This is a genomic window from Vulgatibacter incomptus, from assembly GCF_001263175.1.
In the GTDB taxonomy this organism is placed as follows: domain Bacteria; phylum Myxococcota; class Myxococcia; order Myxococcales; family Vulgatibacteraceae; genus Vulgatibacter; species Vulgatibacter incomptus.
This window is the reverse complement of the sequence record NZ_CP012332.1, coordinates 879,753-901,872: the sequence shown is the minus strand read 5'-3', so window position 1 is coordinate 901,872 and position 22,120 is coordinate 879,753. Positions and strand designations below refer to the sequence as shown.

Below are 22,120 nucleotides of genomic sequence, written 5' to 3'. Positions count from 1 at the left end.
AGCGCCGCATTTGGAAAAAGCGGCGAAAACGATGAAGTTGGCAGAGAAAACGGTCCTCGTCGTCGACGACGAACGCGACATTCGAGAGGCGATCGTCGAGATTCTCCTCGGCGACGACATCGCTGCATTTGGCGCGGCCTCTGGCGAAGAAGCCGTTCGGATCGCCTCCGAGCAGCCGATCGGCCTCCTCATCCTCGACCTGATGATGCCGGAGATGGACGGACGGCAGGTGGTCGAGGAGCTTCGCCGTCGAAAGCTCGACGTACCGGTGGTGCTCATCTCCGCGGGTCGCGACCTCAAGCGGGTCGCCTCCGAGCTTGGCCTCCCCGCGGTGGAGAAGCCCTTCGACCTCGACCATCTCCTGTCGACGGTGCGCGAGTACGTATGAGCGGAGCCGAAGGCGAAGCAAACGCAATGGCGCGTTCTCGCGCGTAGCGCGAGCTGAAGAAATCGGTCCTGCGGATCCGCGGGACCGATTTCTTCATTCGCGATCGCCGCTCCGAATGATCGGGGCGGCGAAGATCTGCACGACGGCGCGGACGCTCCGTTCAGAGCGACCAGATCCGGTTGGCCCGGAGCCCGAGGCGCTTGAGCAGTGCCCGGGTGAGCTCCTCCCCGTCACAGCCCCCCACCCGCTGCGGGACCACCAGGTGGAGCTCGCCCTCGATGGCCAGAACGGCCGACGAGAAGAGCTGGAGCCGACTCACCACGTCGGAGAGATCGACCGCTCCGCCCTCCACCAGGACCGTGTCCAGGATCACCGCCGTACCCCGGGTGTCCGTTCGCCTGCACGTCAGCGCCGGCGCATGATCCTTCAGCGAGCCGACGATCTTCTCCGGCGCCATGTAGCCGGGAGCGTCAGCCCGCACGTCCTTGCAGCCGTCGAGCCGGAAGAACTCCGCCATCAGGGCGCAGAGCCCTTCCTTGCGATTCTGGCTGCTGACAACGACCGTCTCGACCACGCCCGATCACCCCCTCTCCCCAGAGCAGGGCACACGGGGTCAAGCTACGCATGTGCAAAACCCGCAACCTGCCGGGTGGATGCCCAGGCAAAGAAGCGAGCGATTAGCGAACGGGCGTCGCGAGCTTGGCTGCCTCGGGCGGGAGATCGAGGGGGACCAGCTCGATCCCGAGCCGCGTCGCGTACTCGAAGATCCGCTCGTCCCGGTAGAACTCCCCGAAGACGATGCGCAAGCAGCCGGCGTTGGCGATCAGCTTGAAGCACGGCCAGCACGGCGACGCCGTGGTGTAGATGGTCGAGCCGTCGATGGCGACGCCGTTCTTCGCGGCCTGCACGATGGCGTTGGCCTCGGCGTGGACCGTGGCCACACAGTGGCCGTTCTCCATCATGTGGCCCGCCTCGTCGCAGTGGGGCAGGCCGCGGATCGATCCGTTGTAGCCGGTGGAGAGGACGGTCCGATCCCGCACGAGCACCGCGCCCACGTGCTTGCGGTCGCAGGTCGCCCGGCTCGCCACCACCCGCGCGAGGTTCATGAAGTACTCGTCCCAGCTCGCTCGCTCGCGGGGCGCCTTCTCGGGAACGTGCATCTCTCCTCCTTCGGATCCGGCGAGGCAGCGCCGCGCGATCCTTCTTGGGCCGATGGTACCAGCCCTACCCGGCTGGCGTCGCAAAGGAGCGCACCCTTGGCCGCCTGGGTGGCCGAGCGGGGCCCACCGTCGCCAGCTTGTTCGTGGGGAGGGCGCCTGGAATGCGGGTGGCAATGGCGTGGGTGACCGTGCTGGCCCTGTCGGGCTGCGGGTTCTCGATCAGCGAACGGGCGGTCAGGAGCAACGGGATGGGGCGGGTCTCCGTCGCCGACATCGATGGGCTGGGCCTTCGCCAGATCGAGGGCAAGGTGAAGTACGTGGACCCTTCGACCGGCATCGTGGTGATCGAGCAGTCGAGCGGAGACGTGCGCCTCCACACGAGCCCGGACACCAGCTTCTTCGTCGCGGGCGCGAAGGCGGCACTGAAGGATCTCCGTGAGGGGGCGCTGGTCCGCGCTTCCTTTTCGCTGGATGGAGTCCGCAAACTCGCGAGCTGGATCGAGATCCCGCGGGACGAGACGCCGCCGACGCCGCCTTCGCCCCCGGAGAAGAAGCCGGTGCAAGCCGCGCCTGTGCCCGTGCCCGAAGGAGGGGCCGCCCCATGAAGCATCGCCGGATCGTGGGCGTCCTCACCCTCCTCCTCGCGTCGTGCAGCTTTCCCGACGTCCCCAGCAGCAGCAAGCCCGACGTCGGACACCGCCAGTCCTTTCCGGCGCCCGGGCGCGAGCAGCAGTCCGCCGGCCGCACCTACGAGTCGATCGGGCCTTCCCCGGGCTCCCTGGAGAACCCCGGGCGCACGCCGAACGAGGCCGGCCTGACCTCACCGGCGGACGGCGCGAGACCGATCGCCGGCAAGCTCGTGGGAAACGCGGTGTCGAGCGTGGTGATCGCCACAGACGGCGGGCTCCTCACGCTGCAGATCGTCCCGGGCACCGAGCTCTACATCGGCGACACCCGGGTGGGCCTGCGGGAGATCCAGCCGGGCACCGACGTGAGGGCCACCTACCTGGCGCGCCCCGACTATCCGGTCGCGGTCCGGATCGACGCCACGCCGGGAAAGGTCGGCTGGCGCGAGAGTCGTTAGGGAGCCGTCGCGTGGGCCGGCCGAGGCCCAGCCAGATGGCCCAGGCCATGGTCTCGGAGGAAGGCCCGGACCTTCGCGACGGGCGCGGCGAAGGTCTCGCCCGGCATCGGCATGTCGAAGGAGTATTCGTGCTCCGCAACGGGGAAGGAGACCTTCACCGTCCGGTAGCCTTCGACCACGGCGAGCAGGGCGCCGTCGGACACACGAAAGATTCCGCCGCCCGACGCGCCGTAACCGATGGGAGCGTCGGTCTTGAAGCCCGTGGCGATCCCCGCGTCGTCGAGGTCGAGCTGGCTGACGATCCCGCTGGAGACGGAGAGCCCCTTGCCGAAGGGCGCGCCGATCGCGATCACGTCGTCGCCGAGCTCGAGGCTGTCGTCCGCCGCGAATCGCGCGGGGGCGGCGTCCAGGCCGGGGACCTCCAGCACCGCCAGATCCACGTCCGGGACCTGCCCCAGCGCGATCACCTTGGCCGCCAGGCGAGCCGTCGGCTTGCCCTTGCGGTCGACGAGGATCTCGAACTTCGGCGCCTGCTCCTTGGCGGCGGCGGCCACGTGGGCGTTGGTGATCACGTAGCCGACCTTCTCCTTCCCGCTCCCGGACGAGCCGATCACCACGCCGCTCGCGCTCCGCGCCGGCTTGCCTTCCAGCTCGACTGCGACACGGACGCTCGAGGGCAGGACGTCCTTGATCGCGGCTGAGCGGCCGCGCGTATCGGCGATCGCCCGCTGGCCTGCTCTCTCGTCCGCCGACCCGGCCGACTCCCGCGCCGCACCGGTGGTCGCGCCCCAGAAGGCGAGGAGCCCGCTCCCGACGAGGAACGCCAGCGCGAGCGGTGGAAAGGCGAAGCGACGCTTCATGCGGTGGGTCTCCAATCCGAAGCCGTTGGGAGGACGCCTCGAGAGGCGCCCCGGATGAAGGGTGCTCGCGACAACCGCGGCGCCGCCCCGGGCCTTCCTGGCCCCGAGGCGAGTCGCTAGGCGTAGCGAGCGTGCATCAGGTGGGCGATCGCGTCCTTGGCGCAGTGCTCGCAGTAGCCGTAGCTCTCGCGGAGCCGGCGGAGCGAGGCCTCCACCGTCTCGCGATCCTTCGGCAGCAGGCTGTCCCGCTCGTCCTCGGCCAGGTAGCGGAGCACGTTCTCCTTGTTCCGCCTCAGGGTGCGCTTGCGCTCCTCGAAGAAGTGGTCGCGCATCCGCCGGAAGAGGTCCGGGAAGATCTTCGCGTACTCGACCTCCCCGCTGCCGGGGTGATCCAGGCGCCAGGCGCCGACGGCGGAGATCAGCGCGCGGCGGAAGGGGCCGCGGTCCTCTCCATCCGGCTTCACGATGTCCTCTAGCTCCACCATCCGGGCCTCGTCCGGCCACTCGTACTCGCCGGTGATCCGATTGCGGAGCTTCTCGCCCTTCACCCAGTGTGAGACCGCCACCACGTAGCGCTCGAAGAGCTCGTGGTACCTCTCCTCGGTGATCAGGCCCATCGAGCTCCGGATCTCCTCGTCGATCTGATCGAGGTACTCGGCCTCCACCAGCTCCACGAAGCCCTCGGGGTCCTGGTAGCCGTCGGAGCTCTCCATCTGGAGGAACTCGTATACCGAGCGGTCCTTGCAGAGCTCTCGGATCTCCTGGAGGACCGCCAGCGGTGTCAGACAGGTGTACGCAGGGTTCTGGGCCGCGTTGAAGATCACGGTCTTGATCTCGCGGGCCGAGGCGCCGGTGACGCCCTCGTACCGAGGCGAGCCCTCCGTCTCCGCGAAGAGGCCGGGGATCGCCTTGCGCAGCTCGCGCGCCTGGCCGCTGGTGAGGCGATCCGGCGCCCTTCCGTCGTCGAAGAGGCGCAGCTTCTCCATCGGCGAGAGATCCTCGACGAGGTCCCGCACCTCCGGCGGATGCCGCTCGGGCTCGGGCCGCCGCAGCCGGGTGAGCACCGCCCAGAGCGCCGCCACCCTCGTCGCGTGGGGGGCGATGTGCTTGCCACCCACCGAGGCCCGCGTCACCTGATCGTCGTAGATCGCCTGCTCGACGCTCGCCTGCCGCAGGTACGGCACCCGCACCAGCTCGACCCGCGCCTTGAACGACGCGAAGTCCGGCGCCTGCTTGAAGGCCGCCAGGTGCTTCTCGTTGGAGGTGGCGATCATCACCTCGTCGAGGTGGAGGAGGAAGTGCTCGAGGGGCAGCACGCCCGTCTCCGTGGTCCCGAGCAGGTACTTGTAGGACTCGGGCTGCCGTTTGAGCAGATCGGAGTACTCGATCAGACCGCGGTTCGCCGAGACGAGGGGCCCGAAGGGCGAGAAGAGGTCCAGGTTCTGAAGCGCGGGAGGCAGGGCCCCTGCCGAGCGGTCGGCGGTGAGCTGCAGGTAGGAGGCGTCCACCGAGAGCTGGGGCTCTACCGTGACCGCGCCGCTCACGTATCGCTGCGACACGAAGAAGCGCTCCACCTGGATGTGGCGAAGAACCTGGAGATAGTCCCCGTTGTACGCGGCGAGGAGCCCCGAGTAGATCTGGCGGCACTTGTGGCAGAGCTCGCCCTCCGCGATGTAGTCGGAGAGGACGAAGTCGGTCCTGCCCCGCCGCACGACGCCCGCTTCGACCAGCTTCCTTCGCTCTTTGCCAGGAACGAGGAAGAGCGGGTGATCCTTGAGCTCGCACGGGATCCGCGCGTCGACGAGCTCGGGCTCGAGGTGCGCGAAGGTCGCGAGCTCTCCGTCGGGCCCCGCCTTGTCGCCGAAGCCGATGGAGCCCTTCCCCAGCTTCTCGGCGGGGAAGACCCAGTTGATCCGGTAGAGCGCGCCCTCGTTCTGGCGGCTGTAGATCTCGAGGCCGCGGACCAGGGCGTCGACGATCGAGCTCTTCGCGGAGCCGTTCGGCCCGTGGAGCAGCACGAGCTTGTTCGCCCGCCGCGCCTGCACGAAGTTGCCCAGGATCCGGTAGAGGGCGCCCTGCGCCTCCTCCTGGCCCGACACCTTGCCCCGGCCGCCGTCGAAGGGGCGGTCGAAGAGGCGGAAGCGGCGGACCTTCCCCTGCGGCCCGTCCACGAGGTCGGAGCCGAAGTGATCGATCGCGTCGAGGAGATACTGCGCCGAGGAGCGGGCGTGGCGGTCCGGATCGCGGAAGAAGGCGTCCATCCACTCCTCGAAGGAGAGGATGGAGCGGTTCTCCACGAAGATGCCCTTCACTTCCGATCCGACGGTTTCCAGGTAGCGGCGCGCGTCCAAGGAGTCTCCCGTTGTTCGTCTCCTTCGCGGCAACGCGCTCGCCAGCGCCCACCATTCCCGGGTCGAGGCCCGACGGCACGGCCGCCTGCCGGCTCTTTCTTTACGTGTGGCTGGCGTCCGCTAATATCGGCGGCCTCAATGCGAACGAACCGCGCGCCGATCATCGGCATCGACCTGGGCACCACGAACTCCAGCGCAGCGATGGTGGAGCCCAACGGCAAAGTGAAGCTCATCCCCTACAAGGGAGGAGACTTCTCCATCCCCTCGATCTTCGCCGTCGACGACAAGGGCAACGAGCTCGTCGGCCACGAGGCCAAACGCCAGTGGCAGCTCAACCCGCGCAACACGATCTATGCGTCCAAGCGCCTGATCGGTCGGACCTACCGCTCCGACGTGGTCTCGCAGATGGGCCGCCAGGTGGCCTACGGGATCCACGAGGCCGGCGGCGAGGTCGAGATCGACGTGGCGGCCCGCTCCTTCCGGATGAGCGAGATCGCCGCGAAGATCCTGGGCAAGATCCGCGGCGTCGCCCAGGACTACGTCCAGATGCCGGTCGAACGGGCGGTCGTCACCGTCCCGGCCTACTTCACCGACAGTCAGCGACAGGCGGTGAAGGAGGCCGGCGAGCTCATCGGCCTGGAGGTGGTGCGGATCATCAACGAGCCCACCGCCGCCGCCCTCGCCTACGGCGTGGGAAAGAAGCTCCAGGAGCGGGTGCTCATCTACGACCTCGGCGGGGGCACCTTCGACGTCTCGATCATCGAGATCCGCGACCGGGTCTACGAGGTGAAGGCCACCGGCGGCGACGTCTTCCTGGGCGGCCTGGACTTCGACCAGGCGATGATCTCCCACGTCATCAACGAGTTCTACGACCGCCACGGCATCGATCTCTCCACCGATCCGGTGGCAATGCAGCGGATCAAGGACCTCGCCGAGCGGACGAAGATCGATCTGTCCACCAGGAATGACGCGCCGTTCAACATCCCGTTCATCGCGATGACGCCCCACGGGAAGCCGCTCAACATCGAGATGTCCTTCGATCGGCGGCTCCTCGAGGAGCTGACCGCGGACCTCCTCGACCGGACGCTCCAGACCGTGGCGCGGGTGATGATCGACGCGGGGCTCTCGGTGCGCGACATCGACGAGATCCTGCTGGTGGGCGGCCAGACCCGGATGCCGCTCATCGTCGACCGCCTCAGCCGTTACTTCGGCAAGGCGCCGTCCAAGGGCGTCCATCCCGACGAGGCCGTCGCCATCGGCGCGGCGCTCTACGCCCACTCGCTGGAGGACGACACCGACCTCAAGCTCCAGCTCCTCGACGTGATCCCGATGGCCATCGGCCTGGAGAGGGCCGGGGGCGCGATGCACGTGATCTTCCCGCGGAACGCGGCGATCCCGAACGCCAAGGTCCTCCCCGTGACCACCAGCTTCGCCGGGCAGACCGAGGTGATGGTCCGCCTCTTCCAGGGAGACGCCGAGCGGGTGGCCGACAACGAGCTCCTCGGCGAGTTCACCTTCGGCGGCATCCAGCCCGGCGCCGCCGGCTCGGCGCGGGTGGAGATCACCTTCGACGTCGGGATCGAGGGCATCCTCCGCGCCAGCGCCCGTGACGTCGTCACGGGGCGGGAGATCACCTCGTCGCTTCGGGTGTCGGGGCGATAGCCGTCTTTCGACTCGCGAGCGCCGCCGCGGCCCGATCGATGGCCGCGACGGAGAGCACGATCAGCAGCGGATCGAAGGGCACCCGCATCCGCGGGTCTCCGAGGAAGAAGTAGAGGGTCAGGAGCGCGCTGGTGAGCAGCGCCGCGAAGAGGAGGATCGGCGCGTTCTCCTCCTCGAAGATCCGCCGGCGAAGGACGAGGAGCCAAGCCGCGGCGGGCAGGATCCCGAGGGCGAAGAAGACCTTGGCGTAGACCTGCAGCAGCGTCTCGCGGCCGGGCCAGCCGGGCCAGAAGCCCTGCTTCCCGAGGCCCAGGCCCTCCACCACGTTGTCGATCGCCGCGAGCAGCCGGGACGGCTCCGACGCCAGGACCCGAACGCCCTCCCGGTAGAAGTGGGCCTCGTCGTAGAGCGGCACGGGCGAGCGGTAGACCTCGTGGTGCCGCACGACGTTCGGGATCGGGAAAATCCTGTGGGTGAAGGTTCCCTCCCGGTACTCCGCGCCTCTCACCTTTGCGTGGGCGAGGAAGAAGTTGAGGCCGCCGTTGGAGCCGAGGCCGGCCGGCTTCCCCAGGAGGCGGGAATTGTGGATCCCTGCCGCGAGGAGGAAGGGCAGCGCTCCCGCGAAGATCCAGGCAGAGACACGGATCCATCCGCCGGATTGCGAAACGCCTTCGCCCGGTGACGCGGTCCTCGCGCCACGCAGCGCGGCCCACGCCCACAGCGGCACGAGCGGGAAGAAGAGCAGCAGGTTGGGCCGCACCACCGCAGCCGCCCCGAGCGCGAGGCCGGCGGGGACCGCCCTCCGCCACGTCGGCTCGTCCGCCGCTCGGAGGAGGAGCCAGGTGCCGAGGATCACGCCGAAGCCGAAGGCCACCTCGGAGAGGAGCAGCCCGCCGTAGAGCACCAGCGGCAGGTGGGCGGCGACCAGCACCGAGGCCGCCAGCGCGAGCAGTCCGGACCGGGTGATCCGGTATGCCAGGAGGTGAGAGATCGCGGCGATTCCGGCGCCAAGCACTGCCTGGACCACGGCTACGAAGGAGAGACTCTTTCCCGAGACGGCATAGAGCAACGCCAGAAGCGCCGGATAGCCCACCGGCGTGAAGCTGTCCCAGGGTCCCAGCTCTCCGGTCAGGAGATGCGAGGCGCGCAGGTCGTAGACCCCCATGTCCGACGACACGAAATCGGCGGGCCGATGCACCACGAGCCCGAACCAGAGCCGCACCGCGAGCGCGAACGCGAAAACGGCGACGGCCATCCAGGTCTGCGATTCCGCCGCGTTCAGACGACGCAAGGAGAGCTCCGTTCGGCGCGAGCCGGTTTGGCGGGCGTGAGGCCGCACGCTAGCACGGCCGACACGCCGGGCGTTCGGCGGCTGCACCGCAGGAGCAACCGAGCGCCATCGCCCCGAGCGCGCCCTGTGGCGCTTCAGTCGAGGTCGTTCGCCGCCGTCGCCGCGGACCGACCGGCGCGGGCCTGGAAGATCTCCCAGGTGTGGAGGGTCTCGAGCGCCGTGCGGAGCTGTGCATCGCCGAGGGCGACGTTCGGCGGAACGCCCTTGTGATCCAGCGGCGGCAGCGCGCCCGGGAGGTCCTTCTCCTTGGGATCCTTCTGCAGCACGGGCGGCGGCTCCTCCCCGGCCACGACCACGTCGGGCACGATCCCCTTGCCCTGGATGGAGCGATGGTTCGGCGTGTAGTAGCGGGCGATCGTGAGCTTCAGGCCGGAGCCGTCGTCGAGGTCGATCACCGACTGCACGCTGCCCTTCCCGAACGTGGTCGAGCCCATGATCACCGCCCGCGCGTGGTCCTGGAGCGCGCCCGCGACCACCTCGCTCGCCGACGCGGAGCCGCCGTTCACCAGCACGATCATCGGGTAGTTCGCCTCGGTGCCAGCGGAGTGGGCCCGCTCGGTGGCCAGGAGCGTCCCGCCCCGCCCCTCCGTAGAGACGATCACGCCGCTCGGGAGGAAGCGATCCGCCACACGGACCGCCTGGTCCAGGAGACCGCCCGGGTTGTTGCGAAGGTCGAGGACCAGGCCCTGCAGATCGGCCCCGCCGTTCTGCTTTCGCAGTTCGAGGAGCGCGCGGAGCAGCGCGACGTCGGTCCGATCCTGGAAGCTCTTGATCCGCACGTAGCCGTATCCGCCCGGGTAGAGCTTCGACACCACGCTCTCCACGCGGACGAGATCGCGCTGCAACGTCAGCGTCCTGGGCTCCTTGAATCCGTCGCGCGAGAGCTCGATCGCCACCTTCGTGCCGATCTCCCCGCGCATCCGCTTCACGGCGGCCAACACCGTCATGCCCTTCGTGCGCTCTCCGTCGATCGCGAGGATTCGGTCTCCCGGGAGGATCCCCGCGCGGGAGGCCGGCGAGTCGTCCAGGGGCGAGACAACCAAGAGCGCGTCCTCGCCTGCGCTGATCTCGACCCCGAGGCCGCCGAACTCGCCCGCCGTGTCGTTGCGCATCTCCCGGAGCTCGTCCGGCGGCAGGAACGTCGAGTGCGGATCGAGGGTGGCGAGCATTCCCTTCACCGCGCCGTACACCAGCTTCTTCCCATCCACCTCGTCGACGTAGTGGTTCTCCACGTAGGCCAGCACCTTCGCGAAGACGTCGAGCTTGCCGTAGTCCGCCGCCCAAGCGGTCCGAACGGTAGCGCTGAACAGCCCTCCCGCGCCGAACGCGGTCACGGCTACCAGTACCAGGAGGGGGATTCGACGATGGCGCACCTTGGATGACCTCGTGAGGGGATCGTCCGAGGCTAGCACCATGTCGGGGGGTCAACACAGCAGGCAGCCGAGCGTGCCACGCCAGTCCATCCATCCTGCGAGTTCCGACGGCGCGGCCTTCAGGGCGCGACACACCGGGCCATGAACCGCCCGATCGCGTCGGCGATCGGGCCGGCGTGGGTCTCGAGCGCAAAATGGCCGGTATCGAAGAAGCGGACCTCAGCGCTCGGGAGGTCGCGCTTGTAGGCCTCGGCCCCGGCAGGCAGGAAGAAGGGGTCGTTGCGCCCCCACACCGCCAGGAGGGGTGGGCGCTCCTTTCGCAAATAGGCCTGGATCTCCGGATAGAGCGCGACGTTGCTCGCATAGTCGAGGAACAGATCGAGCTGGGCCTCGTCAGCGCCCGGACGGGCCAGGTAATAGGAGTCGAGAGCGCTGCCATCCGGCGATACGAGCGAGGGATCGGACACGCCGTGTGTGTATTGCCAGCGGACTGATTTAGGTGTCAGCAGATCGCGCAGCGCTTCGCGGTGCGCAGGTGTCGGCTCACGCCAGTATCGCTGGAAAGGGGCCCACCCTTCGCTGAGCCCTTCCTCGTAGGCGTTGCCGTTCTGCGAAATGATCGCGGAGATTCGCTCCGGTTGCGCGAGTGCGACACGCAGACCGACCGGCGCGCCGTAGTCGAAGATGTACATGGCAAAGCGGCCGAGACCGACGACCTCGGTGAAGCGGCGGATCACCTTCGCGAGATTGTCGAAGGCGTAGGAAAAGTGATCGCGCGACGGCAGCGCTGTCTGGCCAAAGCCCGGAAGGTCGGGCGCGACGATGTGGAAGCGATCCGAGAGCAGCGGGATCAGCTCGCGGAACATGTGACTCGAGGTCGGGAAGCCGTGCAGAAGGAGCAGCGTCGGCGAATCGGGTCTGCCGGCCTCGCGATAGAAGACGTCGAGACCGTCGACATCGACAGTGCGGTAGGCAGTGACCGTCATCGCGTCCTCCTTCCGCTCGCAGACTGCGTAGCGACGTTCGGAAAATGGCGACGCATGCAGCGCCGTGCCACGGACTCTGCAGGCCTGCAGTAACGCGCAGGCCTCAGAGAAACCGGACATCCCCTCGGCTTTGACGCGTGGAACCTACCGCTTGCGGACCCAGGGCAGGGGGTCGACGGGCCGGCCGGACTCGCGGAGCTCGAAGTAGAGGTAGGCGCCCTTGAGGGAGCCGCTGTCGCCAACGAAGCCGAGGCGACGGCCGGCCTCGACCTGCTCGCCCACCGAGACGTCGAAGCGGTCGAGGTGGCCGTACAGGGAGTGGAAGCCGTCGCCGTGGTCGAGGATGACGAGGTTGCCGTAGCCGCGGAACCAGTCGGCGAAGACGACCTTGCCGGGCGCGACGGCGGTCACGTCGGCGCCTTGGGGCGCCCGGAGGTCGAGTCCGTTCTGAAGGGTCACGGTGTTGAACTTCGCGTTCACCGTCCGGCCGAAGAGCACCTCGATGACGGCGCCCTCCACCGGCATGTGCAGCGAGCCACGCAGGGCGCCGAAGCCGGTGGACGCAGCGGCCCGCTCCCGGGCGAGCTTCTCCACCTTCTCCGCGAGGCGCTCCTGGGCCTGATGGAGCGCCGCGAGGGTCCGCTCGTGGAGGCGTCTCTCGCCGCGGAGGGAAGCGAGCAGCTCCTCGCGTGAGTCGGCGACGCCCTGGGCGGCCTGGAGGCTCGCCTCGGCCTGGGCAAGGCGCTCGGCGGCCCTGGCCTTGGCCATCTCTCGGGAGGATCGGGCGCCGGCGAGGACCTGCGCGGCCACCCTCGCCCCCTCGATCCCTTCGAGGTCCGCCTCCAGGATCCGATCGAAGGCGCGTGCCCGGCGGAGGAGATCCGCCGGCGAGTCCGCGAGGAGCAAGGCCGCGCCGCCACCGCTGCGGAGCAACTTGTAGCGAGCCAGCAGCCTCGGCCCGAGGGCGGCCTGCCGCGTCGCCAGGTCCTCCTGGGCGTGGAGCTCGATCGCCTCCGCGGCCTTCACGGCGTCGTTCGCCGCCTTGGCCTCCACAGCCGCCGCGCTCGCGGCCGCCCGGGCCTGTCGCAGCGCCTCGTCCGCCTTCTCCGTCTCGGCGGCGACGTCGCTCTCGTCCCGGAGGATCCGCTGGATCGCGGCCCGGGTCTCGGCGAGCTGCGCCTCGACGTCCTTGTCCGCCGCCCGCGCTGGGAGCGCCTCGACGGCCAGGAGCCCGAGCGCCCCCGCAACGAGGGCCCATCCGAGCACCCTGCCGGAGAGCCGCGCCTCGTCGGTACGCGGAGCGTTCACCGGAGGTGTCTCTCGACCGAGAGCAGGGTGGAGACGAAGCCCAGCAGCGCGCCGGCGCCGATCACGGCCGCGAGGCGCACCGGGCTCGCGAGGGCCAGCGGATCGAGCTCGATCGGGAGCGTGATGACCTCCGCGAGTCGCGCGCCCGCCTGGCCCGCGAGGATCCAGAGGCCCAGCGCCGCCAGGAGGCCGCCGAAGAGCCCCGCGAGGAGCCCCTCCGCGAGGAAGGGAGCGCGGACGAAGCCGTCGGTGGCGCCCACCAGCCGGAGGATCTCGATCTCCCGTCGGCGCTCGTGCACGGCCAGTCGAACCACGCTGCCCGCAAGCACGCCGGCGCCCACGAGGAGGATGGGGAGCAGCAACAGGCCCGCGATCTCGACCGCGCTGGCGAAGGCCGCGATCCGCTCGGTCCACTCGGCGCCGACGTCCACCTCCTGCACGCCATCCAGCGGCTCGAGCTGCCGGGCCAGCGCCGCGAGGGAGGCCGCGTCGCGGGCGGCGGGAACGACCTCGACCGAAGGGGGCAGCGGATTCACCGGAAGCGAGAGGAGCGCCTGGCCCTTCTCGCCGAGGGTGCCTGCGAGCTTCCCGAGGGCCTCCTCGGCGGAGACGAAGCGCGCGCTACCGCCGGAGAGCTCGGCGATCTGCCCGGTGAGCTTCTCCCCCTGCGCTACGCCGACATCGGGCGAGAGGTAGACCGTGACCTCGCCGCGAAGTCCCCACGCGTCGAGGAGCGCCCGGGCCTGGAACGCCGCGAAGCCTCCGACGGTCGCCAGGATCAGGGCCACCGCGATGCTGGCCGCCGCCACCAAGTGGGTGAAGGGAGCAGTCCGCATCGCGCCGACGGCGCGCCGGAAGGGATAGGCGATCGAGATCAAACCCGCTCCTCCTGCACCACGCCTCCGGCGAGCCTCACCACGCGATCCCCGAAGCGCTCGAGGAGGGCGTGATCGTGGGTCGCCACGACGACGGTGGTCCCCTTCTTGCTCATGTCGGTGAGGAGCTCCATCACCTCCAGCGTCAGCTCGGGGTCGAGGTTTCCGGTCGGCTCGTCTGCGAGGAGCACGGAGGGCTCGCTCACCACCGCGCGGGCGATCGCCACGCGCTGCTGCTCGCCGCCGGAAAGCCGCTCGGGCAGGACGTCGAGCTTGTGGCCGAGGCCGACGCGCTCGAGGGCCTCGGAGGCACGGCGGCGCACCTCGCGGCGCGACGTCCCGAGCACCTCGAGAGACACGCCCACGTTATCGACCGCGGTGCGGTTGGGGATGAGCTTGAAGTCCTGGAAGACGACGCCGATGTTGCGGCGCAGGTACGGGACCGCGGCCCTGCGGATCCGCGCCACGTTGCGACCGGCGATGACGATCTGGCCTTCGGTGGGCGCCTCGGCGCCCATGAGCAGCCGCAGCAGCGTGCTCTTGCCGGCGCCGGACGGACCGGTGAGGAAGACGAGCTCCCCCTTCTCGATCTCGAGGTTGACGCCCTTCAGCGCCGGAGCGTCGCCCGCGTAGGTCTTCGAGACGTGGAAGAGCTGGATCACGTACAGCCTCCGGACCTCGTCAACTGGCGCTCGTGCGTCTGCGCGGCCCGCTCGGGCCCTTGGACGGGCCCTCGAGCCCGGCGCGCCGAGCTCTCGAGAGCCCTGGCGCGCCGTTCGGGCACTTACGCGCCCTTGAGGAACTCGCGCACCTGCCGCGTGATCCCGGCCTCGTCGAGGCCGTGCTTCGCGACGACGGCGTCGGGCGCACCCGACTCGCCGAAGACGTCCTGCACGCCGATGCGCTTGAGCTTCGACGGGAAGTGCTCGCCCAGGCACTCGGCGATGGCGCCGCCGAGGCCGCCGATCACCGTGTGGTCCTCGACCGTGATCACCTTGCCGCCGGAGGCCTTCGCCGCCGCGACCACGCCCTCGACGTCGAGGGGCTTGATGGTGTGCACGTTGACCACCCGCACCGAGAAGCCGTCCTCCGCGAGGGCCTCCGCGGCGTGGAGCGCCGGGGCAACCGGGCCGCCGGACGCGAAGATCACGGCGTCGGTGCCTTCACGCAGGGTGTCGACCTTGCCGAACTGGAAGCGGTACCCCTCGGGGTGGACGCGCTCGACGTTCTGGCGGGTGAGCCGGAGGAACGCCGGGCCCACGTGCGAGGCGAGGTACTCCACCGCCGCCGCCGTCTCCAGGTCGTCCGCGGGCTGCACCACCGCCATGGTGGGGATCGCCCGCATCAGGGCGACGTCCTCGAGGCCCTGCTGCGAGTAGCCGTCGTCGCCGATGGCCACGCCGGCGTGGGTGCCGACGATCTTCACGTTCGCGCCGGAGTACGCCACCGACACGCGGATCTGATCGTAGCGCCCCGTCACGAAGCAGGCGAAGGAGCAGCAGAACGGCACCTTGCCCGCGAGCGCGAGGCCGGCGGCCGTGCCGAGCATGTTGGCTTCCTGGATCCCCATCTCGAAGAAGCGGTCCGGGAACTTCTTGGCGAAGAGCTCGGACTTGGTCGAGACGGAGAGGTCGGCGTCGAGGACGACCACGTCGGTGCGAGTCTCGCCCAGCTTCGCGAGGGCCTCGCCGAACGCCTGTCTCGTGGCCTTCTTGGTGCTCATGGTGAAACCGTCCATTGGCGCCGCTCTCGAAGAGCGGCGAAAAAGTGTTCGCTCTAGCGAGCGGCGTTCAGCTCCGCCACGGCCTGCTTCACCTGCTCGGCGTTGGGGGCCGAGCCGTGCCAGCTGATCTTGTGCTCCATGAAGGAGACGCCCTTGCCCTTCACCGTGTCGGCCACGATGAAGGTCGGCTTGCCCTTGGTGGCGTGGGCCTCGGCGATCGCGCCCAGGAAGGCGCCGATGTCGTGGCCGTTCACCCGGAGCACGTGCCAGTTGAACGCCTTCAGCTTGTCCATCAGCGGCTCGAGGCTCATCACCTCGTCCGTGGGACCGTCGATCTGGCCCTTGTTGTAGTCGAGGATGCCCACGAGGTTGTCGAGGCCGAACTTGGGCGCGCTCATCAGCGCCTCCCAGACCTGGCCTTCCTGCATCTCGCCGTCGCCCATCATCGCGTACACGCGGAAGGGGTTGCCGGCCAACTTGGAGGCCAGCGCCATCCCCTGGGCGACCGATAGCCCCTGGCCGAGCGAGCCGGTGCAGGCCTCGACACCCGGAGCGAGCACGAAGGAGGTCACCGGATGCCCCTGCAGCCGGCTGCCGAGCTCGCGAAGCGTGGCGAGCTCGTCGTGGGGGATGTAGCCCGCCTCCGCCATGGTCGCGTAGACCGCGGGGACGGCGTGGCCCTTGGAGAGCACGAAGCGGTCCCGATTGTCCCAGGCCGGGTTCTTCGGGTCGTGGCGCAGCACCTCGAAGTAGAGGGCCGTCACCATGTCGATGGCGGAGAGGCTGCCACCCGGATGGCCGGAGCCGGCCTTGCCGAGCATCTCGATGATGTCGATCCGCATCCGGCGGGCGATCTCGACGAGGCGGGCGATTGCCGCGGGATCGGAGGCGGTCTGCGCGAGCGGTCGCTCGGGATTCGCTGGGAACATCGGCGTCTTTGCCTTTCGCGGGCTTCGGCGAGGGAGGGCCGAAGGCGGCGCAACCTAGCAGCGCCTCCGTTCGGTTTCAACCACCGCGGCCGGCGGTAGGGTGGCAGACGTCCCTACTCGTCCCGCTCGCCCGCGAGGTAGCGCAGGATCGCCTGATCCAGGCTCTTCTCCGAGGCGAGATCGTCGACGTGGATCGTCTCGGCAGGCAGCTCGTTCCGCCACACGCCGGGGCCCGGGGTCGGCTCCGGGAGCTTCCCGCCGGGAAAGCCCCGGATCGGAAACGGCGTGGCGGGCGCGGCCTTCGCCGCCGGGGTCAGCACCGGAGGAGCCACGGGCGGAGTCGAGGCACGAGCGGGAGGAGCCGGGAAGGTCGGAGTCGGCTTCGGGGAGGACCCCGCAGTCGGCGATCCACGCTCCATGGCGGCGGCCTCGAGGGCCGTGGGCCAGAGAGGGACTCGCCCCCACGGGCTCGACGGCCGCGAATTCGCGCCGCTGTGGGCCAACGGCGGCCCGGGCGACTGCGCGAAGACCGGCTGAGCGCCGAGAGGCCCAGGTGTCTTCGAGAAGGACGGCGGCGCGGAACGCGGTCCCGGCGATTGCGCGAAAGCCGGCGGCGAAGACCGAGGTCCCGGGGACTGCGCGGAGACAGGCGGGGCGGCGGGCGCGGGGCTAGACGGAGCGACGAGGGAGTCGAAGGCCCCCGCGATCAGCTCGCGGAGCATCTTCTTGTGCTGCTCCTCCATCAGCGCGCGCACCCTCGCCTTCAGGTCCGGCTCGCCGCGCAGCTCCGCATACGACGACTTCTTGGTAGCGAGGATGTTCCCACCCTGGAAGAGGTGGGTGATCACGTGGGCGATCTCGTCGCCCGAGTCCTCGGTCTGGACGTGGTACCCCTGCCCGTTGTGCCGGACGTTGTGGTTGAAGCCGGTGACGAAGTTCTTGGGGGCGGCCATGGTCTTCCGAGGACGCGGACGGATCGCGACCGCGTCCGATGGTCAGCCGATTCCACCGCCCCGTCAAGGAAGTCGTATCCCCCTGCCCCGCTGCCGGTTTTCGACCTAGACGTCCACCTGCTCGACGTGCTCGGGCCTGCTGCCCAGGAAGGCCTCCGCGATCGACGGGAACTGCGCGGGGATGTCGGTCACGTACAAGAGGTGCGAGGGATCGCCGCCGGTCTCGCGGTCGCCCGAGGCCGCGAGCCGCTCGGCCACGGCGGCGGCCGTCGCCTGCGCCGAGTCCACCAGCGTCACCCCCGGCCCCATCACCTCGGCGATCGCGCCGCGCAGGAGCGGATAGTGGGTGCAGCCGAGCACGAGGGTATCGACCGAGCCCCGAAGCGCGCCCAGATACCGCTCGGCCACGGCGCGGGGGAGGTCGCCGCTGGTCCAGCCTTCCTCCGCAAGCGGCACGAAGAGCGGGCACGCGGAGGCGAAGACGGTAGCGCCCGGCGCCGCGGCTTCGAGGGCGCGCTGGTAGGCGCCGGAGGCGATGGTGCCCGCCGTGCCGATCACGCCGATTCGGCCGTTCCGGGTGAGCGCTGCAGCGACCTGTGCGCCGGGCTCCACCACGCCGATCACCGGGACCGTGAGCGCGGCCTGGAGCGCCGGGAGCGCGTGGGCGGTGGCCGTGTTACAGGCCACCACCAGGAGTTTCAGGTCGTGCTGGAGCAGGAAGCGCGCGTTGTTCAGCGAGTAGCGTGCGACGACCTCGGGGCTCTTGGATCCGTAGGGCACCCGGGCCGTGTCGCCGAGGTAGACGGTGGCCTCGTGGGGCAGCTTCTCGCGGATCGCCCGAAGGACCGTGAGGCCGCCCACCCCCGAGTCGAAGACGCCGATCGCTCGTCCCATCACCTGACTCCACCGGCGGGCGGATGCCCGTCCACGCGCTTCTACAACGCGACGGGATCGAACGTCGAGAGACTAGCGGGCACCGGAGGGGATCAGCTCGAGCGTGAGCTCGTTGTAGCCGTGATGCATGCGGATGTTCCGGTAGAAGTCCCAGGTCGCATACGCGCCGCGGCGGTCGAAGCCGAGGGCCGTCACCCAGACGTCGCCGGACGGGAGGTCGTAGAAGTCCACGTAGCCGCGCTCGCAAGCGACGATCGCGGAGTCGTAGACGTAGCCGTCGCGCGACTCGATGAAGATCTGGACCGTGTCGACACCAGCCCTGCCGCAGTCTCGGCCGGCGAAGGTCCAGTACATGCGCGAGTCGGCGCCGTCGTCGTAGTGGATGCAGCCGGAGAGCCCCATCGCGAGGGCCGCGACGACGGGAAGAAGGCCGAGGCGAAGGCGCGAGAGGAGCGACGAGGCGAAGGTCGAAGAGTTGGTGCGTGACATGGCGTCCTCGGGCCCGGCGAGCTGCCGGAGTTGCGTCTTCGACGGGACGAGGTCCGATTCGATTCAAACGCATGAGCCGTGCGACCATGCCCCGAATCGCGGAGCGCCGGGCGCGTCCGCGGAACCTCCCGGGATCGCTGAAGAACACGGGAGCACCCGGGAGGCGAGCGGCCGCCGCTTCGTTGCCCTCGCGCGGGGCCCGTGTTACGAGCGGGTTTTCGAGGATTCGTCAGATGCCAATCGTTCTCGCAGCAGGAATCGACTACGCCGAAGCGATCCGGGCCGGCGGCCCGGTGGGATGGATGGTCCTCATCGTCCTCCTCCTCGCGTCGGGCTGGAGCTGGGCGATCATCGTCCGCAAGGTCCTCCAGATGCGCCAGGCGCAGGGGCAGTCCGTGGCCTTCCTCGAGGCCTTCTGGCAGAGCCGCCGCCTCGACGAGATCTACGCCAAGGCCGACTCCCTCAAGGACTCGCCGGTCTCCCAGGTCTTCCGCGCGGGCTACGTGGAGCTAGTGAAGCTCACCGGCGACGGGACAACGGGCAAGGTCGACGGCGACGGCCTCGAGAACATCGAGCGCGCGCTGCGCCGGGCGGCCACCGCCGAGCTCACCCACCTCGAGCGCCACATCGCCTTCCTCGGCACCACCGCGTCCGCGTCGCCCTTCGTCGGCCTCTTCGGCACGGTGTGGGGCATCATGCGCGCCTTCAGCGAGATCTATGCCGCCGGCAACGCGAACCTCGCGACGGTGGCCAAGCCGATCTCCGAGGCGCTGATCGCCACGGCGGTGGGCCTCTTCGCCGCGATCCCGGCGGTGGTGGCCTACAACCACTTCGTCTCGCGCATCAAGATCCTCGACAGCGAGATGGCCAACTTCGCGTCGGACTTCCTCAACATCGTCAAGCGGCACTTCGCCAAGTAGGAGACCTCCATGGGCTTCTCCAGCGGCGGCGGCCGTTCCGGCCTCAGCGAGATCAACGTCACGCCCCTCGTGGACGTGATGCTGGTACTTCTCATCATCTTCATGGTCACCGCCCCGCTGATGCAGCAGGGCGTGAAGGTCGACCTCCCCGACGCCCGCGCGCAGCCGATCGAGGCGAAGGAGGAGAAGAAGCTCGTCCTCTCGGCCAAGTCCGATCAGAGCATCTACATCGGCGAGGCGCAGGTGACGCTCGCGGACCTCGAGGAGAAGCTCCGGAACAACCCCAAGGCCCAGGCGGACAAGGAGATCTACCTCCACGCCGATCGCTCGCTCCCCTACGGCTTCGTGGTGGAGCTGATGGCCGCGATCCAGCGCGCGGGGATCCCCTCGATGGGGATGATCACCGATCCGCTCCAGCGGCCCGAGCAGCCGCCGAAGCCTGGCGCGAGGAAGTAGGCGCGTGCGCCCCGAGCCCCAGGCGCTCTCGCGGAGCAGCCTGATCCCGCGCAAGGACCGCTACGGTTGGGCGTGGATCGTCTCCGCCGTCCTCCACGGCGTCATCCTCGTCGGCTTCATCGTCGGCGCGAGCCTCGGCTCGTGCGGCGACGGCATCGACTCGAACCAGAAGCCGATCGTCGCCAAGCTCGTGCGCCTCGGCACGCCCAGGGAGGAGAGGCTCCTCCCCAGGCTCCCCACCGCCCCGCCCGCGCAGCAGGCGCCGAAGGATGCGGCGGTGGTCACGCCCGGCCAGACCGCACCCGTGAAGCCCGATCCGACGCCGGCGCCACCTGCTCCCACGGAGACGGCCAAGCCCGTCGCCGTCGCCGAGGCCGCGCCCCCGAAGGCTCCCGCGGCCCAGCAGGCCGAGGCGCCGAAGGTCCCGGATTCGAAGCAGAAAATGGACGACATCATGAAGCGCTTCGCCTCCGGGACCCGGGCCGGGAAGCCCGAGGAGCTCCCCGGCCAGGCCGACGGCGACCCGATGGGTGACGCCGAACGGGCCGAGGAAGGCGAGCGCTACCTGGCCCTGGTGGAGCAGCGGATCAAGTCGCACTACATCGTTCCGTCCACCATCCCCGACGCGGAGCGGGTCCGACTGGTCGCGGTGGTCACCATCCGGGTGGAGCGGAACGGGACGATCTCGAGCTTCAAGATCAGCGAGCCGTCCGGGAACGGCAGCTTCGACGCGGCGCTGGAGTCCGCCGTGAAGAAGGCCTCGCCTCTCCCGCCGCCCCCGGACCACCTCCTCTCGATGCTGAAGGGCCTGGCCGTCCGCTTCCGGATGTGAGCCCGGTTCGGGTCCCTGGAGGAACGGGCTCGGGCCCCGACTCCGATCGGGGCCCGGTTTCCCAGAACCCCGCCGGGAATGCACGCCTCCCCGCCTGGTTCTCCGCCCGTAAAGGCGCTCGCCGCGGCGTTTGTGATAGGAACGCCGTCCGAATGGCCTACCGCCAAGGAGTCACCGAGTTGCTGCGCATCCTCGCCTCTGCCGTCACCGCCCTTCTCGTCGCGGCCCCCTCCCTCGCCCCGGCGCAGTCGAGCCAGCCGGTCCTCGAGATCTCCGGCGCGTCCTTCCGGCCGCTGCCGATCGCGATCGCGCCTCCCATCGCCGTCGGCGACGAGGCGGCCGCGGCCGACGAGATCTACGAGGCCCTCACCTTCGACCTCCAGGTCAGCGGCCTCTTCGAAGTGGTGCCGCGCAAGGCCTTCCTCGCCGATCCCCGTGAGCCCGTGGGCCCCGAGGGGATCGCCTGGACCCGGTGGTCCGACGTCGGCGCCGAGAGCCTGGTGAAGTTCGAAGTCACCAAGGGTGCACAGGGGCCGAAGGCCTCGTTCAAGCTCTACGGGATCGCCTCCCAGCGCCTCGACCTGGGCAGCACCCTCGAGGGCCGCCGCGCCGACGCCCGCCGGATCGGCCACCGCTTCGCCGACGAGCTGGTGAAGCACTTCACCAAGGAGCCCGGCGCCTTCTCCACGCGAGTCGCCTTCGTGAAGCGCGCCAAGAACTCGAAGGAGATCTGGGTCGCCGACTTCGACGGCCGGAACGCCGCTCCCGTGACCGATCGCGGCGGGATCTCGCTCCTCCCAGCCTGGTCGCCGAACGGCGCGGAGCTCGCCTTCACGTTCTTCAAGAAGAGCATGGAGTATCCCAACGGGCATCCCCAGCTCTGGAAGGCCAACCTCGGCAACGGGCGCAGCTCCGCCTTCGTGGGCCGCGGCGACCTCAACTCGGGCGCCTCCTATTCGCCCGACGGCTCGAAGGTCGCCTTCACCCTCTCCACCGACGGCAACCCCGAGATCTACGTGGTCAACGCCGACGGCTCGGGCCTCAAGCGGATCACCCACTCCGAGGGGATCAACGCCTCGCCTTCGTGGTCCCCGGACGGAAAGCGCATCGCCTTCGTCTCCGATCGCCACGGCACGCCGCAGATCTTCGTGATGGACGCCGACGGCGGGAACGTCGAGCGGCTCACGAGGCAGGGCAACTACAACCAGACCCCGGCGTGGTCCCCGCGCGGCGACCTCATCGCCTTCACCGCGCGTGACGAGCGGATCGTCTTCGACATCTTCGTGGTCGACGTCGCCACGAAGGAGGTCAAGCGGATCACCCAGGATCAGGGCCAGAACGAGCACCCCGCGTGGGCGCCCAACGGCCGGATGCTGATGTTCTCGTCCGACCGCGGCGGCAAGAAGTCGCTCTGGGTCTCGTCGGCCGACGGCAACGTCCAGCGCAAGCTGGGCCTCGCCGACGACGGCGAGTACACCGACCCGGCCTGGGGCCCGTTCACGAAGTAGGCGGGCGAGGAGCACCCC

23 protein-coding genes are annotated in these 22,120 nt (G+C 69.5%); 8 read left to right on the top strand and 15 right to left on the bottom strand.

Annotation, left to right across the window (positions count from 1 at the left end; translation table 11 throughout):
- The first annotated feature begins 37 nt into the window (after positions 1-37).
- Positions 38-388, top strand: a complete 351-nt coding sequence (locus AKJ08_RS03660) for a response regulator (protein WP_169788739.1) — start codon at positions 38-40, stop codon at positions 386-388.
- Positions 389-548: 160 nt separating this feature from the next.
- On the opposite strand, the gene AKJ08_RS03655 is transcribed toward AKJ08_RS03660, so the two are convergent.
- On the bottom strand, positions 549-962 hold the full coding sequence (locus tag AKJ08_RS03655; RefSeq protein WP_050724817.1) for a hypothetical protein: 414 nt from the start codon (positions 960-962) through the stop codon (positions 549-551).
- Positions 963-1,065: 103 nt separating this feature from the next.
- Positions 1,066-1,548: a deoxycytidylate deaminase gene (locus AKJ08_RS03650; protein WP_082342646.1), complete on the bottom strand. Its 483-nt coding sequence runs from the start codon at positions 1,546-1,548 to the stop codon at positions 1,066-1,068.
- 167 nt (positions 1,549-1,715) lie between these two features.
- Between AKJ08_RS03650 and AKJ08_RS03645 the strand changes: the two genes are divergently transcribed.
- Both AKJ08_RS03645 and AKJ08_RS03640 read left to right on the top strand, forming a co-directional pair.
- Positions 1,716-2,153 (top strand): hypothetical protein, encoded by a 438-nt coding sequence (locus AKJ08_RS03645; RefSeq protein ID WP_157370449.1) that lies wholly within the window; start codon positions 1,716-1,718, stop codon positions 2,151-2,153.
- Positions 2,150-2,632, top strand: a complete 483-nt coding sequence (locus tag AKJ08_RS03640) for a hypothetical protein (protein WP_050724815.1) — start codon at positions 2,150-2,152, stop codon at positions 2,630-2,632. The genes AKJ08_RS03645 and AKJ08_RS03640 overlap by 4 nt, the downstream gene beginning before the upstream one ends.
- Here the strand turns inward: AKJ08_RS03640 and AKJ08_RS03635 are convergent.
- Together AKJ08_RS03635 and AKJ08_RS03630 are read right to left on the bottom strand one after the other, a co-directional pair.
- Positions 2,629-3,492 (bottom strand): S1C family serine protease, encoded by an 864-nt coding sequence (locus AKJ08_RS03635; RefSeq protein WP_050724814.1) that lies wholly within the window; start codon positions 3,490-3,492, stop codon positions 2,629-2,631. The two genes, AKJ08_RS03640 and AKJ08_RS03635, sit on opposite strands and share 4 nt — an antisense overlap.
- 116 nt (positions 3,493-3,608) lie before the next feature.
- Positions 3,609-5,843 carry a PrkA family serine protein kinase gene (locus AKJ08_RS03630; protein ID WP_050724813.1) on the bottom strand — a complete coding sequence of 745 codons (2,235 nt, stop codon included), beginning with the start codon at positions 5,841-5,843 and terminating at the stop codon, positions 3,609-3,611.
- 138 nt (positions 5,844-5,981) lie between these two features.
- Here AKJ08_RS03630 and AKJ08_RS03625 point away from each other — a divergent pair, with 138 nt between their 5' ends.
- Entirely contained in the window at positions 5,982-7,505 is a 1,524-nt protein-coding gene (locus tag AKJ08_RS03625; protein WP_050724812.1) for an Hsp70 family protein, read from the top strand.
- On the opposite strand, the gene AKJ08_RS03620 is transcribed toward AKJ08_RS03625, so the two are convergent.
- From AKJ08_RS03620 to AKJ08_RS03570, 11 genes are all read right to left on the bottom strand, one after another.
- The gene (locus tag AKJ08_RS03620) at positions 7,474-8,796 is read right to left on the bottom strand and encodes a phospholipid carrier-dependent glycosyltransferase (protein ID WP_050724811.1); all 1,323 of its coding nucleotides are present in this window, start codon (positions 8,794-8,796) and stop codon (positions 7,474-7,476) included. The genes AKJ08_RS03625 and AKJ08_RS03620 overlap by 32 nt on opposite strands.
- A 134-nt stretch (positions 8,797-8,930) precedes the next feature.
- The gene (locus AKJ08_RS03615) at positions 8,931-10,229 is read right to left on the bottom strand and encodes a S41 family peptidase (RefSeq protein ID WP_240475427.1); all 1,299 of its coding nucleotides are present in this window, start codon (positions 10,227-10,229) and stop codon (positions 8,931-8,933) included.
- A 119-nt stretch (positions 10,230-10,348) separates the two neighbouring features.
- Positions 10,349-11,335 (bottom strand): alpha/beta fold hydrolase, encoded by a 987-nt coding sequence (locus AKJ08_RS03610; protein WP_205624766.1) that lies wholly within the window; start codon positions 11,333-11,335, stop codon positions 10,349-10,351.
- A gap of 24 nt (positions 11,336-11,359) precedes the next feature.
- Positions 11,360-12,523 (bottom strand): murein hydrolase activator EnvC family protein, encoded by a 1,164-nt coding sequence (locus AKJ08_RS03605; protein WP_050724808.1) that lies wholly within the window; start codon positions 12,521-12,523, stop codon positions 11,360-11,362.
- The gene (locus AKJ08_RS03600; protein ID WP_050724807.1) at positions 12,520-13,401 is read right to left on the bottom strand and encodes a cell division protein FtsX; all 882 of its coding nucleotides are present in this window, start codon (positions 13,399-13,401) and stop codon (positions 12,520-12,522) included. Before AKJ08_RS03600 ends, AKJ08_RS03605 begins: the two co-directional genes overlap by 4 nt.
- Positions 13,398-14,060: a cell division ATP-binding protein FtsE gene (gene ftsE / locus AKJ08_RS03595; protein ID WP_050724806.1), complete on the bottom strand. Its 663-nt coding sequence runs from the start codon at positions 14,058-14,060 to the stop codon at positions 13,398-13,400. The genes AKJ08_RS03600 and ftsE overlap by 4 nt, the downstream gene beginning before the upstream one ends.
- Positions 14,061-14,182: 122 nt before the next feature.
- Positions 14,183-15,121: a transketolase family protein gene (locus AKJ08_RS03590; protein ID WP_050727420.1), complete on the bottom strand. Its 939-nt coding sequence runs from the start codon at positions 15,119-15,121 to the stop codon at positions 14,183-14,185.
- A gap of 53 nt (positions 15,122-15,174) precedes the next feature.
- Complete coding sequence (locus AKJ08_RS03585) at positions 15,175-16,050, bottom strand: transketolase (RefSeq protein WP_050724805.1); 876 nt, start codon at positions 16,048-16,050, stop codon at positions 15,175-15,177.
- 113 nt (positions 16,051-16,163) lie between these two features.
- Positions 16,164-17,003: a hypothetical protein gene (locus AKJ08_RS03580; RefSeq protein WP_050724804.1), complete on the bottom strand. Its 840-nt coding sequence runs from the start codon at positions 17,001-17,003 to the stop codon at positions 16,164-16,166.
- Positions 17,004-17,108: 105 nt separating this feature from the next.
- Positions 17,109-17,897 (bottom strand): glutamate racemase, encoded by a 789-nt coding sequence (gene murI, locus AKJ08_RS03575; protein WP_050724803.1) that lies wholly within the window; start codon positions 17,895-17,897, stop codon positions 17,109-17,111.
- A gap of 72 nt (positions 17,898-17,969) precedes the next feature.
- Positions 17,970-18,386, bottom strand: a complete 417-nt coding sequence (locus tag AKJ08_RS03570) for a hypothetical protein (RefSeq protein WP_050724802.1) — start codon at positions 18,384-18,386, stop codon at positions 17,970-17,972.
- A 233-nt stretch (positions 18,387-18,619) separates the two neighbouring features.
- Between AKJ08_RS03570 and tolQ the strand changes: the two genes are divergently transcribed.
- The 4 genes from tolQ to tolB all read left to right on the top strand — a co-directional run bounded on the left by tolQ (position 18,620) and on the right by tolB (position 22,102).
- Positions 18,620-19,306: a protein TolQ gene (gene tolQ, locus AKJ08_RS03565; protein WP_050724801.1), complete on the top strand. Its 687-nt coding sequence runs from the start codon at positions 18,620-18,622 to the stop codon at positions 19,304-19,306.
- Between the two features lie 9 nt (positions 19,307-19,315).
- Entirely contained in the window at positions 19,316-19,762 is a 447-nt protein-coding gene (tolR, locus tag AKJ08_RS03560) for a protein TolR (RefSeq protein ID WP_050724800.1), read from the top strand.
- A 4-nt stretch (positions 19,763-19,766) separates the two neighbouring features.
- Entirely contained in the window at positions 19,767-20,594 is an 828-nt protein-coding gene (locus AKJ08_RS03555; RefSeq protein ID WP_050724799.1) for a TonB family protein, read from the top strand.
- Positions 20,595-20,773: 179 nt separating this feature from the next.
- Positions 20,774-22,102, top strand: coding sequence for a Tol-Pal system beta propeller repeat protein TolB (tolB, locus tag AKJ08_RS03550; protein WP_240475426.1), 1,329 nt, complete (start codon positions 20,774-20,776; stop codon positions 22,100-22,102).
- Positions 22,103-22,120: the final 18 nt, after the last annotated feature.